10 protein-coding genes and 1 pseudogene are annotated in these 15602 nt (G+C 74.2%); 1 reads left to right on the top strand and 10 read right to left on the bottom strand.

Annotation, left to right across the window (positions count from 1 at the left end; translation table 11 throughout):
• Positions 1-50: 50 nt before the first annotated feature.
• From F7R91_RS08600 to F7R91_RS42565, 9 genes and pseudogenes are all read right to left on the bottom strand, one after another.
• Positions 51-1088, bottom strand: a complete 1038-nt coding sequence (locus F7R91_RS08600) for a rod shape-determining protein (protein ID WP_150946158.1) — start codon at positions 1086-1088, stop codon at positions 51-53.
• 161 nt (positions 1089-1249) lie between these two features.
• Positions 1250-5884, bottom strand: coding sequence for an SAV_2336 N-terminal domain-related protein (locus tag F7R91_RS41920; RefSeq protein WP_191971405.1), 4635 nt, complete (start codon positions 5882-5884; stop codon positions 1250-1252).
• On the bottom strand, positions 5874-6887 hold the full coding sequence (locus F7R91_RS08580; protein WP_150946157.1) for an AAA family ATPase: 1014 nt from the start codon (positions 6885-6887) through the stop codon (positions 5874-5876). Before F7R91_RS08580 ends, F7R91_RS41920 begins: the two co-directional genes overlap by 11 nt.
• 25 nt (positions 6888-6912) lie before the next feature.
• Positions 6913-8577, bottom strand: a complete 1665-nt coding sequence (locus F7R91_RS08575; RefSeq protein WP_150946156.1) for a VMAP-C domain-containing protein — start codon at positions 8575-8577, stop codon at positions 6913-6915.
• The gene (locus tag F7R91_RS08570; RefSeq protein ID WP_150946155.1) at positions 8574-8924 is read right to left on the bottom strand and encodes a CU044_2847 family protein; all 351 of its coding nucleotides are present in this window, start codon (positions 8922-8924) and stop codon (positions 8574-8576) included. The genes F7R91_RS08575 and F7R91_RS08570 overlap by 4 nt, the downstream gene beginning before the upstream one ends.
• Positions 8925-9087: 163 nt before the next feature.
• Complete coding sequence (locus F7R91_RS08565) at positions 9088-10413, bottom strand: carboxyl transferase domain-containing protein (protein ID WP_150946154.1); 1326 nt, start codon at positions 10411-10413, stop codon at positions 9088-9090.
• Positions 10406-11854, bottom strand: a complete 1449-nt coding sequence (locus F7R91_RS08560) for an acyl-CoA synthetase (protein ID WP_150946276.1) — start codon at positions 11852-11854, stop codon at positions 10406-10408. The genes F7R91_RS08565 and F7R91_RS08560 overlap by 8 nt, the downstream gene beginning before the upstream one ends.
• A gap of 56 nt (positions 11855-11910) precedes the next feature.
• Positions 11911-12162, bottom strand: coding sequence for a S1 RNA-binding domain-containing protein (locus tag F7R91_RS44215; RefSeq protein WP_408056018.1), 252 nt, complete (start codon positions 12160-12162; stop codon positions 11911-11913).
• Positions 12157-12987, bottom strand: a pseudogene (locus tag F7R91_RS42565) (S1 RNA-binding domain-containing protein); the annotation flags it as partial. The gene F7R91_RS44215 and the pseudogene F7R91_RS42565, both read right to left, overlap by 6 nt.
• A gap of 178 nt (positions 12988-13165) precedes the next feature.
• Here F7R91_RS42565 and F7R91_RS08550 point away from each other — a divergent pair.
• Positions 13166-14035, top strand: a complete 870-nt coding sequence (locus tag F7R91_RS08550) for an ATP-grasp domain-containing protein (RefSeq protein WP_150946151.1) — start codon at positions 13166-13168, stop codon at positions 14033-14035.
• On the opposite strand, the gene F7R91_RS08545 is transcribed toward F7R91_RS08550, so the two are convergent.
• Positions 14032-15522 (bottom strand): FG-GAP repeat protein, encoded by a 1491-nt coding sequence (locus F7R91_RS08545; protein ID WP_150946149.1) that lies wholly within the window; start codon positions 15520-15522, stop codon positions 14032-14034. The genes F7R91_RS08550 and F7R91_RS08545 overlap by 4 nt on opposite strands.
• Positions 15523-15602 lie beyond the last annotated feature (80 nt).

Below are 15602 nucleotides of genomic sequence, written 5' to 3'. Positions count from 1 at the left end.
CCCCCTCACCCAGGGGGAGTACACCTCGTCGGGCTATATACGGGCTCGGCTCAGTCCGCCAGCGGATCCAGCACCAGTGGCTCGATCTTGCCCTCCAGCATGTAGCCCAGGCCCTGGACGGCGCACACGTCGGGGCGTTCGGCGATGTGCACCGGCATGCCGGTGGCCTCACGGAGCATCTGGTCGAGGCCGGGGAGCAGGGCGCTGCCGCCGACCATCATGATCCCGCGGTCGGCGAGGTCGGCCACCAGGTCGGGCGGGCAGTCCCGCAGCACTCTCCCGATGCCGTCGAGCACCGCGGTCAGCGGGGTCTCGATCGCGTCGCGCACGGCGGCGGTGTCGACCTGCACGGAACGGGCGAGTCCGGTGGCCACGTCCCGCCCGTGGATCTCCGTGGACGCCGGCCCCTGCTGCGTGAGCCCGTTGCCGGAGAGGGCGAGCTGCAGCGGTCGTACGGACTGGCTGGGCAGCATCAGTTCGTGCTCGTGGCGCAGGTGCTGCACGATCGCGTGGTCGACGGCCTCGCCGCCGACGGGGACGCGTTCGGCGGTCACGATGGAGCCGAGGGAGAGCACGGCGACCTGCGTCGCGGCGGCCCCGCACACCATGATCATGGTGGCCTCGGGGCGCTCGACCGGTAGTCCGCAGCCGACGGCGGCGGCGATCAGCGTGTCGACGAGTTCGACCCGGCGGGCGCCGAGGCCGACCAGGGTCTCGATCGCGGCGCGCTGCGCCAGCGGGTCGGCGTCGTGCGGGGTGCAGGCAGCGGCACGCAGCCGGGGCTTGCGGCGCAGACTGCGGCGGATCTTGTCGCCGAGCAGATGCCGCAGCATGCGCTGCGCCATCTCGATGTCGACGACCGTCCCGCCGGAGACCGGCCGCATCACACGGATGTAGTGGGGTGTGCGCCCCGTCATCCGCTCCGCGAACTCGCCCACCGCGATCAGCGCGCCGGTACGCGTGTTCACGGCGGCGGCGGACGGCTGGTCGACGACGAGCCCGGCGCCCTTCACATACACCCGCGTCCTCGCCGCCCCCAGGTCGACGGCGAAGTGGCAGCGGCGCAGCTGCTCCAGACTGGCGGTCATGGCAGATCCTCCCGAGTGCGCAGACCGTGCGGGCCGCCGGGCGGCGGGCCTCTTTGGCATCGTGCGGTCAGGACCGGACGCCCGCGTCTTCTGGTGGGCCGGGCGGGGCGCCGCCGAACGGGGGTTTCTGCCCCTGCCGGGGAGGAGAGTGAGCGGGCGAGTCAGAGGGAGCGGGCCGCGTCCAGGAGCGGGGCGAGCGAGGAGACCGTGACCTCGCAGCCCGCCGCGCGCAGGCTCTGCTCGACGGTGTGGTTGCGGGCGAGACCGATGAAGCGGAGCCCGAGCTGCTGGGCGGCGGTGAGCTCGGCGACCGTGGAGCCGATCATGACGCCCGTGGGGGCGGGTGCGGCGGGGGAGCGCAGGGCGCGCTCCAGGCAGTCGGGGTGGGGCATCAGCAGACCGAGGTCCGCGCCGCGGCCGTGGACGCCGGCCAGGGGGAGCCGGTAGGGCTCCAGATAGCGGTGCACGGCAGGTTCGCCGACGTCGGTGACCACGCAGACCCGGCGGCCGGAGTGGTGGAGGGTGCGGACGAGAGCGATGGAGTTGTGGGTTGTGGGCGCGTCCGGGACGGCCCGCAGCTCCAGCTCGTCGAGACGTTCGCGCAGGAGGGGCCCGAGCCTGTCGTGGGCGAAGGCGCGGAGCACCTCCAGCGGGTGCAGGAACGCGTCCCGTCCCGCGGTGGGCAGCGGCCGCCCCGTGAGCGCGTCCTCGGGATCGCGGTACTCGACGACGACGGAGAGCAGGTCGAGCGCGGCCTCGCGCGCGGTGTTCGCCGAGAACAGCCGGGTGACCGGCCCGTCGAAGCCGAGCAGCACGGCGTCGGCCTCGCCGAGGAGATCGGCGGGTGCGGGCCGGCGCTGGGCCGGGGCCGCCCGCTGCGGTGCCGGCGGTGGTGTGCCCTCCGGGGCGAGCTGTACCGAGTACGAGATCGCCAGCCCCGGCACGGGCCAGCTGCGCAGTCCGGCGTTGACCGTGCGCTGGGCGGTGCTCGCCCGGCGCAGGGGGTGACGGCGTGTGATGCGGCCCGCCGAGTCCAGAAGATGGTCGAGCAGCCGCCCGGCCACGTCGGTGCTCTCGCTCCGAACGAAGGTGACCGGGTCGACGACGTGCCAGGACAGCTCGACCGTGGCGGCGAAGGCGCCCTTGCCGTGGCTCGGCAGGGACACGGTGTGGAAGGCCTGGTGGGTGGTGAGGTCGACTTCGTAGTAGGTCGTGCGGCGGGGCGGGCGGGTGCCGTGCGGCTGGGCGGGATTGAGCAGGGTCAGCGGGCCGTCCGGCCGGGTGTGGACGACCGCCTTGCGGCCCGGGGCCGGAATCCCCAGCTCGTGGAGGTCGTGCGTGATGAAGGGACCCCGCACGAGGTCCCGGTCCTCGGCCTCGGAGACCGACCCCGACAGCGGGCAGTACCAGGCGACCGGCGGGGTGTCGGGCGCGTTGCCGTGCAGCGGCTGGAAGCGCGGCGGGTCGAGGGCGGCCGAGCTGCCGGCGAACTCCTCGTACCAGGCGGGGGAGACGACGACCAGGATGTCGGCGGCCGTGTTCGCGCCGAGGGCGTGCACCTCCGGCGGTACGACGGGACTCTCGGCGTCGCCGGGCGTCTGCCAGAACGTCACCCGGAAGCGCGGGGGATCGTCCAGTCCCGCAAGGGCCTCGGACAGCCCGCGCATCGCCGCGACAAGCACCGGGAGCGCATAGGCGCCGGGTTCGGCGAGGACGAGGTAGCCGTTGTCGCGCACCTGTACCTCGCGTGGGGCGAGGGCGGCCCGGTCGAGGATCTGGTGCACCGCGTACTCGAGGGTGATACGGGCCTCGGGGCGGCCGGTGAGGCCGTCGGCCTCGAACAGGACCACCGGGCGGAGCGGCTGCGGTGGGGTGGGCCGCGAAGTGTCCGGTCCTGCCTCCAGGGCGCGGGCGAGCAGCCGGCGGAAGTCGTCGCGGTCCGGATACTCCCGGACCAGGTGGGTCAGTCCGTCCGCGGCGCTCTCGAACCGGCCCAGTTCCAGGTCGAGTTCGGCGCGGGTCGCGCTGAGCGAGAGGCGGAGCTGGAGGAGCCGGGTGCGGGCGGCGCTCGCGGCCGGGCCGGGGACGCCGTCGAGGGCGGTGCCGTGCCAGAGGCCCAGTGCCTCGTCCGCCTGCGCGCGAGCGGACTCCGCGTTCCCCGCGGCGCGCCCCGCCCCGGCCGCGTCGGCCAGCTTCCGGAAGCGGACCGCGTCCACGAAGTCCGCGCTGGTGTGCAGGGCGTGGCCGTCCGGCCGGACGGCCAGCACACCGGGGCCCAGGGCGTTGCGCAGCCGGGACGCGTAGGTGCCGAGGAGACCGGCGGCACGTGCGGGGACCTGCCGGCCCCAGATGCCCTCGGTGAGTTCCGCACGGGGCACCGTGCGGCCATGACGCAGGAGCAGCATGCACAGCATGGCCTGCTCCTCGGGGGAGCCGACGGCGAGGGGGCGGCCGGGGCCCCGGCTGACGGAGGGCGGGCCGAGGAGGGTGTACTGGAGCGGCTCGTAGGCCTCCTCGGCCATACGCTGCAGGCTGCGGGCGAGGAGGATGAGCGCGCCTTCCTCCTGCTCCGTGGGGTGGGACAGAAGCCGGGCGACGGCGGTCGCGTACGCGGGCCGCAGGGAGGCGGGCAGGGAGGTGAGCCGGTCGGCCGTGACGGGCGTGCCGGCCTGAGCGGTGACCCCCGACGACAGCTGGAAGAGCACCTGGCCGAGCGCCCGGAGATCGTCCCGTTTGCCCTCCTTCCCGGGCGTCTTGCCGAGGTCGAAGAGGATGAGCTTGGCCGTCCCGTCGGGCAGGAGCAGCACACGGCTCATACCGAGTCCGCCGTGCGTGACGCCCGCTTCGTGGACGGCTCCGAGACCGCGCGCGAGCTGTCGGCCCAGCGACACCAGGAGCGGCGCCGGAAGGCGGTAACCGCCGGGTGAGGCGAGGGAGTTGAGCGGGATGCCGTCCAGATGCTCCATGACGACGTACGGGGCTCCGTCCTCGACCCCGTGGTCGTGGACGGCCACCACATTCGGATGGTCGAGGGCGGTCAGCGCCTCCGCCGCCCGCAGGAAGGCCCGCAGGCCCTCTCGGTCGCCGGGCGCCGAGTGCTGCCGCACCACCACGCGCCGCCCTCGCTCGACATCATCGGCGAGCCACAGGGAACCGGTCGGCCCGAGCCGTTCCACGAGGCGGTAGCGGTCGCTGAGCGCCGGACGCCCGTTCGCCGAGGGCCCCGCCAGCCGCCGTACGCTCTCCGGAGCGACCGTCGCGAACGCCTCGCCGTCCACCCCGGTCCGGGTGCCGGACGATGCCGGTGTCGACGCGTGGAACTCGCCCGGTGCCCGTCCCGCCCGGGTGTCGATCAGGCCGCCCACCCGGTCGAGGAGTTCGGTGGTGCGGCTGCGGGCGCTGCGCGGCAGCCCGCGCAGCAGCAGATCGCGTACGCCGGGCCGGAAGGCGTAGGAGCCGGACGGGCCCGGGGCGCTGGTGAGCATGCCGCTGAGGATCACCTCGGCGAGGTGCTGGGGGTGCGGGTCCGGTTCCAGGGCCGCCTGGACCAGGCGCATGACCGGCAGATCGGGCCGCCCGACCGCGAGATGCCCGGCCAGCCGGAACGCCTCCGGGGAAGCGGTCGCACGGAAGCGGAGCACCAGCTCCTCGGCGGACAGCCGTCCGACGTCCGTACGGTCCTCGGAGGCGGCGGTGGCGGACGGCCGGTCCAGCAGCGCGACGGCGGCGGGGAATTCGGTGCCGCCCGGGGCCGCGAGCAGCGCCGCCCAGTTCGCCAGCCACCGGGGGCCGGGCTCCAGCACGGGCAGGGGGACGGCGGCGTACGACTCACTCGACTCCTGCGGCTCCCGCGGCTCGTACGGCGAGAACGTGAGCGCCGCGGAGGGGGCCGCCGGGTGCGGTGCTGTCAGCCGGCCGGGTGTCGTCGGCAGGGCGGTGGTGCGCCACAGGTGTTCCGGGAGCGGCTGTACGACGGCCAGCGGCATCCGGTGTGCCCAGCGGCGCAGGGTGCCGTACCAGAGGGTGCCGGCGGGGCCCCGGCGCCACTGCGGGCCCATGCAGTCGCTGATCAGGAGGGTGACGGTGCGGCCGTCGGCGGGGGTGTGCGCGCCGTCGCCGCGGACGGTGCCGTCGGGCTCGGCCCGGTACGGGGTCACCGTGCGGAAGACGCCCGACTGGGCCAGGGCCGTGTGCAGTTCCCGGATCAGCGGGCGCCAGACGGGCATCGTGGGGCCGGCGTCGTACACCAGGTTCAGCCGCAGCCAGCGCTCCCGGGCGGGGCGCATGACCGGCAGCCACCACTCGGGGGCGGCGCCGAGGCGGGCGATGCGGTCGGCGGTGGCGCGTTCGTCCAGTTCGTGGCCGGCGGGTGCGGCGATACGGCGCTTCAGGGGGCGCAGGGAGCGCTGCAGTGCCAGGGGGTGGCGCAGCATCGGGGGCGCGGGGGCGAGCAGGGAGGTGTGGGGCCGGTCCGTCGGACCGGGGGTCCCCGGCGGGGAGGGCAGGTGCAGCGGTGCGCGCGGGGTTTCCGGCGGCGGGGAAGGGCGGCCATCCCGCGGCTCGGGCTCGGGCTCGGTCGGTGGTGGCGGTGGTGTCTCCTCGCCGGGTTCGCAGGGGTGTCCGTCCTCGGCGGCGGCCTGCGCCGCGGGCTCGGTCTCCGGGGCCTCCATGTGCCGGGCCAGCCACAGGAGTTCGGCCAGTTCCAGCGGGGTCGGGCGGACCCCGGAGGCCGCCTCGGCCAGGACGTCGGCGAGGCGGGCCAGGGGTTCCGGTGGGCCGGAGCGGTCAGAAGGCATCGGCCTGCGGTGTCTCGCCCAGGTACGGCATCAGCTGCTCGGCGAGCTCGTCCAGGGACTCGGCGCCGAGGTCGGAGGAACGGGCCAGGTAGATCGCGTTGAGGAGCTGGTCGGTGGCCAGGTCGCCGCCGCCCACCCGGGACAGGAAGCGGGTGATGAGGGTCTGCGCGTAGGCGTCGGGCTCCTCGTCGAAGTGGGCGCGGACGATGGCGGTGAGCTGGCCGTCGTCGGGCTGCCGCAGCCGCAGGGTGACACAGCGGCGCAGGAAGGCGGGCGGGAACTCGCGTTCGCCGTTGCTGGTGAGGACGACGAACGGGAAGGCCCGGCAGCGGACCCTGCCGCGCTCGACGGGGACCCGCTCGTCGGTGCCGTCGATCATCACCTCGGCGGTGGGGGTGCGGCGCGCGGTGCGGACCAGTTCGGGGATCTCGTACTGTCCCTCCTCCAGCACGTTGAGGAGGTCGTTCGGCAGATCCAGGTCGCTCTTGTCGATCTCGTCGATGAGCAGGGCGCGGGGGCGGTCGAAGGGCAGGAGGGCGGTGCCGAGGGGGCCGAGGCGCAGATGGTCCTCGATGCCGGTCTCCGGGATGTCCTCGGCGGTGTGCCCGGCTGCCTGCCGGGCCGCGTAGAGCCGGGAGAGCGGATCGTACTGGTAGAGGCCGTCGTCGAGGGTACTGCGGCTGGTGATGTTCCAGCGCAGGACCGGGCCGAGGCGCAGTTCCCGGGCGACCGCGTACACCAGCGAGGACTTGCCGGTGCCGGGCGGCCCGGTCACCAGGAGCGGCCGGCGCAGATAGAGGGCCGCGTTGACGAGCTGCACGGTCTGCGGGGTGGCCCGGTACGTCTCGGCGCGGTGGGTGCGGTCAGGGGAGGCGGCGTCGCCCTCGTCCGGTGAGGCCAGCGCCGGTGTGCCGTCGAAGGCACGCCAGGGCGGGGGCGGGGGCAGCCGGGTGATGCCGTCGTGCGGCTCGCTGGTGCCGGTGTAGACGGGCCACAGGGGCATGGATCTTCTTTCCGTGGGGGGCGGCTCAGGCGACGGGTGAGTGGAGGGAGGCGGCGGGCTCGGGGAAGCAGCGCGGATCGTCCCACAGGAGCTGTACGTCCTTCGCCCAGTGCCGGTCGGGGTCGTCGTCGGCGTCGGCGGTCTCCCGCAACGCCATGACGTGGCGGGGGAGTTCGGCGGGCGGGACGCCCGTGACGGAACCGGCGAGCTCGTCGAGGAAAGCCGAGCCGGAACAGGGGCCGTGGTGGGCGGTGTCGGTGCAGCCCGTGCGTGGCCACAGCAGGACCGGCACCGGGGTGTTCAGGCCGACCTCGAAGTGCGGCCGCGCGGTGGCGGGCGGGAAGGCGAAGCCGGCCAGGTCGGCGTCGTCGTCGCGCAGGCGTTTGCGCAGGCTCGGCGGGCGCTCGGCGGTGCCGCAGTCGACGCGGTGCAGCCGCCCGCCGGGAAAGGCGTCCAGCTTCTGCCACCTCTTGGCCAGCTGATGGCGGAGCCGTCCGCTGCGGTGCCGGGAGCGGTCCACGACGACCAGGGGGTAGGCGCAGCCCAGCGGTGTGGAGTCGTGGACGCCGCACTCCCAGTGCGCGACCGGCTCGTTGAGCCACTCGCGGGGCAGTACGAAGGTGATCAGCTCGTCGGCGTCGGGCGCGAGTTGGGTGAACGCCTCGTCGATGCGCTCCTGGACGTAGGTCCGCACGGCCCCGCGCGGCAGCCGGTGGGAGCCCACGGGTCTGCGCTGTCCGTCGCGGTACGCGGACACCTCCACGGTGACCTGGTCGGCGCCGGCGCCGCTGTGGTCGAGCTCGACGAGGATCGGGGACCAGGACGCGGCCACGGCGGGCCGTACCGGCGGCGCGTCCAGCACCTCCTGGAGCCGGTCGGCGAACCGGGTGACCGCCTCGCCCTCGGGAACCTCCCACTGCACATATCCGGCCGCCGCCCCGAGCGAGGCGAAGCCGCCCTCCGGCAGCGGCGGTCCGAAGGGGCCCACGGCATCGACGTACAGCCGGTCGGGGTCGCAGTCCGCTCCCTCGGCGACCGCCCGGCGCACCAGCCCGTACAGCCGTCGTACCGCGTGCGGACCGTGGTCCGGGGTGGGAACCAGGGCACCGAGTTCGGGCCAGTAGCGGGCCATGACCTGGGTGGGCAGCATCCGGCCGACACGCCCGTCCCGCGAGCCCGCGACGGTCGACACCATGCCGACGACCCTGCCGTCCGCGAGGGCCACCGCCGCGCCGCTGAACCCGGGGGCCAGGGCCTGCCCGTGGGCGGTGGCGGCTTCCAGCTGCCGCCACTCGTCCAGGACCAGGGCGCCGGGCACGGCCTGGTAGCGGGCGAGCATGCCCTCGTCGTACCCCTTGGGGAAGCCGTAGGCGACCAGGGTGGGGGCGGGTTCGCCCAGTTCGGCGCCCGGCGGCGCGAACTCGGCCGGGTGCAGGGGCACTTCGCGGTCCAGTTCGAGGACGACCAGATCACCGGGGTCGGCGGCGTCGCCGGACCAGCCGCCGTGGACGGCCACGACGGCGGGGACGGGGCCGAGTCCCCTGCTGTTGGGGAAGGTCACCGTCACCGCCGAGGTACCGCTCGACCGGACGACGTGCGCGCAGGTGACCACGCGGTGTGCGGAGACCAGGAAGCCCGCGCCCACCTCGTTGCCGCAGGCGATCCGGGCGTGCCAGGCAGCGTTGCTCATGACCGGCGGGCGGCCTCCGGATCCGACGGCGACTGCCCGGGTGACCAGCTGAGTTTCACCAGCAGATGGCTTTCCGCCGAGCCCTTCGCGATCACCGCCCCGGCCTCCGCGCTCAGCTTCACCCCGAACTCCAGCTCCACGGAGTCGGGCCGGAGCGAGCCGTCCCGAAAGACCCGCAGTGCGGACTCGGCAGCGGCCCGTACGCCGTGGAGGGCGCCCTCGAAAGTGCCTGCCGCCCGGTCCGGTCCGTCGCCGCGCGAGACCATACGGGCCCCGGACTCCTCGCCGACCCCCTCCACGACGACCAGCGCGCCGTCCTCGGTCTTGAACTCCGTCAAGCCGTCCATGAGCTGCGTGCTCCCCCGTGCCGTGTGTGACTCCGCCGAACCCCATTGTTACGGACGGTACTTGGAGATGTCCGCCTTCGATTGCGCCGGAATCACCGGATTGGCCGAAACCCGCGGGCTGCGGGGGAGAGCGCTGTGTGAGCCGTGCACGGGAGGTGCTGTGTCATATGACTCCGCGGATCACTCCCAGCTCCACCAAGTCCTGTGGCCGGATGCGGAGTTGGTCCGCCGTCGCCTCCACCTGCTCCGCCGGCCGCTTGAGTATCGCGGCCGCCAGTTCCGGCGCGATGACGGAGAAGTAGCTGTCCGGCGTGGCCCAGGTGTTGCCCGGGGCCGCCAGCGCCAGCGCACCGCCCGAGCCGCCCTCGCCGATCACCAGCGTGGTGACCGGAGTCCGCGCCGCCGCCACCGCGTGGAACAGGTCCGCGATCGCGGCACCCGCCCCCTGCCGCTCCGCCTCGGCGTCATTGGCCGCGCCGGGGGTGTCCACCAGCGTGAGCACGGGGACGCCGAGCCGGTCCGCGAGGCGGATCAGCCGGGCGGCGGTGCGGTAACCGGCCGGGCGGGTCGAGGTGCCCGTCTGGGCGGCGTACGCCACCGTCCGCCCCTCGTGCTCGCCGAAGCCGCAGAGCATGCCGTCGGGGTCGGCGTGGCCGCAGCGGTCGCCACCGATCGAGACCCGGCTGGTGAAGTAGGCGTCCAAGTAGCGGGCGGCGCGCGGGCGTTCGGTCGAACGGGCCCGCCGGACGGCGTCCCAGCCGGAGACCGGGAGGTCCGTGGCGCCGAGGGCCCGCGGTGGCGGCGCCTCGGCCTGCGAGGGCGACGTCAGCAGCCGCAGCCAACGCCCCAGGGTCTTACGCAGTGCCCGAGGCGGTACGACCGCGTCGGCCGCGCCCGCCGCCAGCTGCGCCTCGGCCGTGTACGCCGCCGGGTCCGCGTCCGGCGGCCGGACCCGCGAGCCCGCGAAGCCGACCTGGGCGCCGGGCAGGGCGAGGATCACATCGGCGCCCGCGCCGAGCGTGGCCCAGCCGCCGCCGGTCGTGGGGTCCCGCAGGACGGCGATCTGCGGGAGCCCCGCCTCCTTCGTGAGCGCCGACTGCCGTGCCACGCGCTGGAGCTGGGTCAGCGCGAGCATGCCCTCCTGCATCCGGCTGCCGCCGGTGGCGACCAGCGGCACGACCGGAAGCCGGTGCCCGCGGGCGTAGGCGTACGCCGCCTCCAGCCGGTCCCCGGTGCGCTCGCCGAGCGAGCCGCCCAGGAAGCCGAACTCGAACGCGATCAGCACGGCCCGCGTGCCCTCGACGCTCGCGGTGCCGCAGACGACGGACTCCGTCTCGCCGGTGCGCTCGGCGGCGCGGGCCCGGGAGGCGTCGTAGCCCTGCCATGCGAGGGGTCCGTCGGGCTTGGCGTCCCGCGCCGGACGGGGGAGTTCGGTGAAGTCGTCGGTGACGAGCGCGAGGGTCTCGCGCGCGGAGAGTCGGTCAGTCATGGCTCAGCGCCCGCTTCAAGATCTTGCCCATGTCGTTGCGGGGCAGGGCGTCGAGACAGTGAACGACCCGCGGCCGCTTGTGCGGAGCGAGCCGGCCCGCCACATGATCGGCCAGCTCCGCGGCACCCGGCGGGGACTGCGCATCCGCCGGGACGATCCAGGCGACGATCCGCTCGCCCAGGTCGGCGTCCGGCTCGCCGGTGACGGCGGCCTCCCGCACCCCCGGATGTTCGAGGAGCGCGTTCTCGATCTCCCCGGCCCCGATCTTGTAACCCCCGCTCTTGATCAGGTCGGTGGCCTTGCGGCCGACGATCCGGACGTAGCCGTCGGGATCACGCACGGCCATGTCACCAGTGCGGAACCAGCCGTCGGCCGTGAACGCGGCGGCCGTGGCGTCGGGCCGGTTGAGGTACCCGGTGAACAGGTTGGGGCCGCGCACCTGGATCTCGCCCACCGTCTCCCCGTCGTACGAGGTGATCGGCGACCCGTCCTCCTCCACCAGCCGCAGCTCCACGCCCGGCAGCGGCACACCGACCGTGCCGGCCCGCGGCTCCCCGTCCGCGCGCACGCTGGTGTTCATCAGGGTCTCCGTCATGCCGTACCGCTCGATCACGCGCCGGCCGGTCGCGGCCGTGATGCGCTCGTGGTCGTGCACGGGCAGCGCGGCCGAGCCGGAGACCAGCAGCCGTGCGCCGCCGAGCGCCTTGGCCAGCGCGGGGTCCTCGGGCAGGGCCTCGGCGATGCGGTGGTACATCGTCGGCACGCCGAACATCATGGTCGCGCCGGAGTTCAGCTCACGGGCCAGCGCCTCGGTGCCGAACCGGCCGAGGTGCCGGACGGCGCCGCCGCGCCGCAGCGGGCCCAGGACGCCCAGTACGAGCCCGTGCACATGGAACAGCGGCAGCCCGTGCACGAGCACGTCGTCGCCGGTCCACTGCCAGGCGTCGGCGAGCGCGTCCAGGGTGGTGGCGATCGCCCGGTGGGGCAGGACGGCGCCCTTGGGCGGGCCGGTGGTGCCGGAGGTGTAGACGACCAGGGCGGGGTCGTCGTCGGCGGCCGAGCCGTCGTCGAGGACCGGCCCGGAGCCGTACACGTCGACGTCGATACGCTCCAAGCCCCTCACCGCCGCCGGGAGTTCGTCGTCCGGAGCCGCCAGCACCGCCGTCGGCGCACTGTCGGACAGAATGTGCCCGAGCTCCTTCTCCCCCGACTTCGGGTTCAGCGGTACGACGGCCTGCCCGGCCAGCAGCGCGCCGACGACGCCGACGGCGGTCTCCAGGGACGGGGTCGCCCAGACGGCGACCCGGCCCGCCCCGCGGACCCGGTCGCCGGCGGACCCGGCCGCGGCCGCGAGCTGCGCGTAGGTCAGGGACCGCTCGCCGAAGCGCAGGGCGACGAGTGCGCCCGGGCGGTGCGTCAGGGCCGGGAAGAGGGAGGACACGCGGGACTCCTCGGGGTCGTCGGGGTCGCAGGGGCCTGGGGACAACATCACCGTTCCTACACCAGCGTCACCGAAATCCGCCGCCGGCGGAGATTGATCTGGGTCACCTCGACCGTCAGCTCGTCGCCCACCCGCGGATCCCCGACGAGCTCATCCCTCTGCACCAGCCCTTCCACCCCGTCCGCCACCTGCACGAACACACCGAACGGCACGACCTTGGTGACCGGACCGCGGCATATGCGTCCCAGGGCGCCCCGGGCGAAGACGGACAGCGGATCCGGCTCCAGAGCCTTGAGGGACAGCCGCACCTGCTCCCGCTCGGCATCCACGTCGAGCACCTCGGCGGTCACCTCCTGCCCGACCCGGACGACGTCCTCGATCGCCTCGAACCGCCGCCAGGTGATCTCGACCGGGCTCACATACCCCTGGACACCGTCGCCGAGGTCGACGAACACACCGAAGTGCGGGGTGCCGGTGACCCTGCCGCGCACGATCCGGCCCGGCTCCACCCCGCCCAGCCGCTCCGGGGCCGGCAGCCGCCGCGTCCCGACGACCGCGCTCAGATCGGGCGCCAGCCGCAGCTCGGTGGACCGGAGGTCCGGGTGGTCCATCCAGAACCGGCGTGCGCGGTCGAGCCGCCCCTCGAACAGCGGCGGCCAGCTCGTCGCCGGAGTGAAGTCGTCGAGGACGACCGTGCCGCCCGGCGCGAGCAGCTGCCCGACCCCGGCCGCGTGATCGCCGTCCGCCTTCCCCTGGCCGCCGCCGTCCAGCACGAGCAGGTCGTACGGCCCCTGCTCCCCGATCCGCCGCCAGTCGCCGGTGAGCACCTCCACGCCGGGCCGGTCGGCGAACACCTCGGCCGCGACGCGGGCGCGCTCCGGATCCCGCTCCACACTGACGAGCCGCACCCCCTCGCCCGCACCGGACGCCAGCCAGGCCAGACCGACACCGAAGCCGGTCCCCGTCTCCCCGACGAGCGCTCGGGCCCCGCCCGCCAGGGCATACAGCAGACGCCCCTGCTCGGGACGGCACGAGTACGGGAACCCATGGTCCCGAGCGGCAGCGAGGGCCCGCTCGACCAGCGGCGGCAACTGGACCGCCGTCTCGTACGCATCCGTTCCGGAGATCGCCATGAGCACGATCCTGTCCCACCGGACCGGGTCGGACGACGGCTTCCATCCACCAGGTCCGCGACCACTTGTGGTTCCTCGATGCCGGGCTTCCCCGAAGGGGAAGGCCAAATGGGTTGCCCCGGTTGCGGGCGTGATGGTTAGCCTGCGGTCTCACCCGACGTCCGAGAAGGGACCAGCCGTGCCCCGAGTCGCCCTCGTCACCTACGACCCCCGGCCGGAGCCCAGCCATGACATCGACCTCCCCGTCCTGCTGCGGGCGCTTCAGGAGGCGGGGGCCGAGGCGGACGCCGTCTTCTGGGACGACGCGGACGTGGACTGGGCCGCCTACGACCTGGCCGTCATCCGGTCGACCTGGGACTACAGCCGGCGCGTGGAGGAGTTCGTGGCGTGGGCGGAGCGCTGCGGCAAGGCGACCCGGCTCGCCAACCCCGCCGGGGTCGTGCGCTGGAACACCGACAAGCGCTACCTCGGGGACCTGGCGGAGGCCGGGGTCCCGGTGGTCCCGACCCGCTATCTCGCACCCGGTGACGCCACCGACCTCCCCAGCGACACCGAGTACGTCGTCAAGCCCACCTCCGGGGCGGGCGCCCGGTACGCCGCGCGCTACACGCCCGAGCAGCGGGAGACGGCCGTACGACACCTCGCGCGGATGCACGAAGAGGGGCTGACGGCGATGGTCCAGCCGTACGTCCGGAGCATCGACACCGCCGGAGAACGCGCACTCCAGTTCTTCGACGGCCGCTTCCTGCACGCCTGCCGCAAGCGGGCCGTCCTCTCCCCCGGCACGGCCTTCGACGCCGACAAGGTCGCCCACCCCGGCCTCGAACCCTGGACCCCGACCCCGGCCGAACTCACCGTGGCGGAACGCGCCCTGACCGCCGTACCGGACGCCCCGGACCTCCTGTACGCCCGCGTCGACCTCGTGACCGGCGACGACGGCCGACCCCAGGTGATGGAACTCGAACTGGTCGAACCGAACCTCTTCCTCGACCTGCACCCGGGGTCGGTTCCGGCGGTCGTGGAGGCGATCCTGAGGGCGGCGGGCTAGGGGGCTGAGAGAGAGGCGCCGAGCTGGACGCCGGGAGTGGTGATGCCGAACGTGTGACGGTCGAAGGCGCAGGTGCCGGAGGCGCTGATGCCGGACGATGTTCCCCGAAGAACCCAGAGGCCGCCGTCCTCGTAGCGGCCGTTGCCCGGTGCGCCGACGACGAGGTCGGATCGGCCGTCCTTGTCGGTGTCCACCAGGGCCACCGCCGCCCCGAACTGGTCGTAGGCCTCGGGGGCGCCGGGGACGCCGGCGGTGTTCCGGGTGAAGACCCGGGCGTGCTTGCCGCTCGGCCCGGAGGCACTGCCCTTGAGGACGGCGACGGCGCCCGCGTCGCGATGGGGCCCGATCTCTTCTCCCGCGATGCCCACAGCGAGGTCCAGGTGGCCGTCGTCGTCGACGTCGCCGAGGGACAGCGCGCCGCCGAAGTCGTCGGGCTGTTCCGGCGTCCTGGGCAGCCCCGCCGTGTCCCGGCGGATGTAGGTGACGCCGGAGCCGTCCGGTCCCGAGGCGGACCCACGGACCAGGCCGATGCCCGTGGCCGGCCCCGGAATCCCACGCCCCGTGGCGCCGCTCCGCCCGAAGACGAGGTCGCCGTACCCGTCGTTGTCCAGGTCGCCGATCGCCACGGTGTGGCCGCCCGGCAGCCGTGCCCCGGCGGAGGACTCGACGAACCGCGGCTTCGAAAGACCGGAGGCGCTGCCGAGCTGGTAGGTGAGGTCGCGAGGGCCGTCCTCGCCGTCCTCGCCGCTCTGCTCGACACCGGCGGCGAGGTCGGTGATCCCGTCGCCGTCGAGATCGCCCGCGGCGAGTCGGTAGGTCGTCCACCGCGGCGCGTCTTCGTCCCCGTCGCCGCTGCCCTTTTCGGCAGGCAGCTGCCGCAGCATGTTCGCCGCGGTACGGGCGGGCCCGCCCTCCCGGGTGAACGGCCCGTAGGCGATGGTGGTCTTGGTGGCCACATCGCTGTGACCGTTCCCGTCGAAGTCTCCTGTGACGACGTCGGCGCCGAGCCCCTCGAACTTCGTCCCCTTGATCACCGTCCCGCCGGACAGGCCCTTGGCGCCGCCCCAGAGGACGGTCATGGCTCCGGCGCCCAGCAGGCTGCCGGTACCTTCCCCGGGGGCGCCCACGACGAGGTCCGTGTAGCCGTCGCGGTCGAGGTCGCCGGTGGCGAGGGAGGCGCCGAACTCGTCCTGCGGCTCGAAGGTGCCCGGAATACCCGGGGAGTCCTGGGTGATGAGCTGCTTGCGCGCCGACTTCACGCCCGACGCCGAGCCGTACACCACGGCGACGAAGCCGGTGTACAGCTTCCGGCCGTCCTTCGCGCGCGTGGCGCCCGCGGCGAAGTCGGCGTAGCCGTCACCGTCGAAGTCCGCCTGGGCGACCGGGGAATCGCCGGACGGTTCGGACGGAGGCGAACCGGCGGTGCAGCCCGCGGCCGACACCACCAGGACCGCCAACGTCGCCGCGGGAAGGGCACGTCCTCCCATGAGTTCTCCCTGTCTCGGTCGGGGCCGGTACGGTTCACCGTTCGCTCCCGACAAGACCTGCCGGCGGACCGGACAGTTGT

Source organism: Streptomyces luteolifulvus (assembly GCF_008806595.1).
Classification (GTDB): domain Bacteria; phylum Actinomycetota; class Actinomycetes; order Streptomycetales; family Streptomycetaceae; genus Streptomyces; species Streptomyces luteolifulvus.
This window is presented reverse-complemented; position numbering and strand designations above follow the sequence as displayed.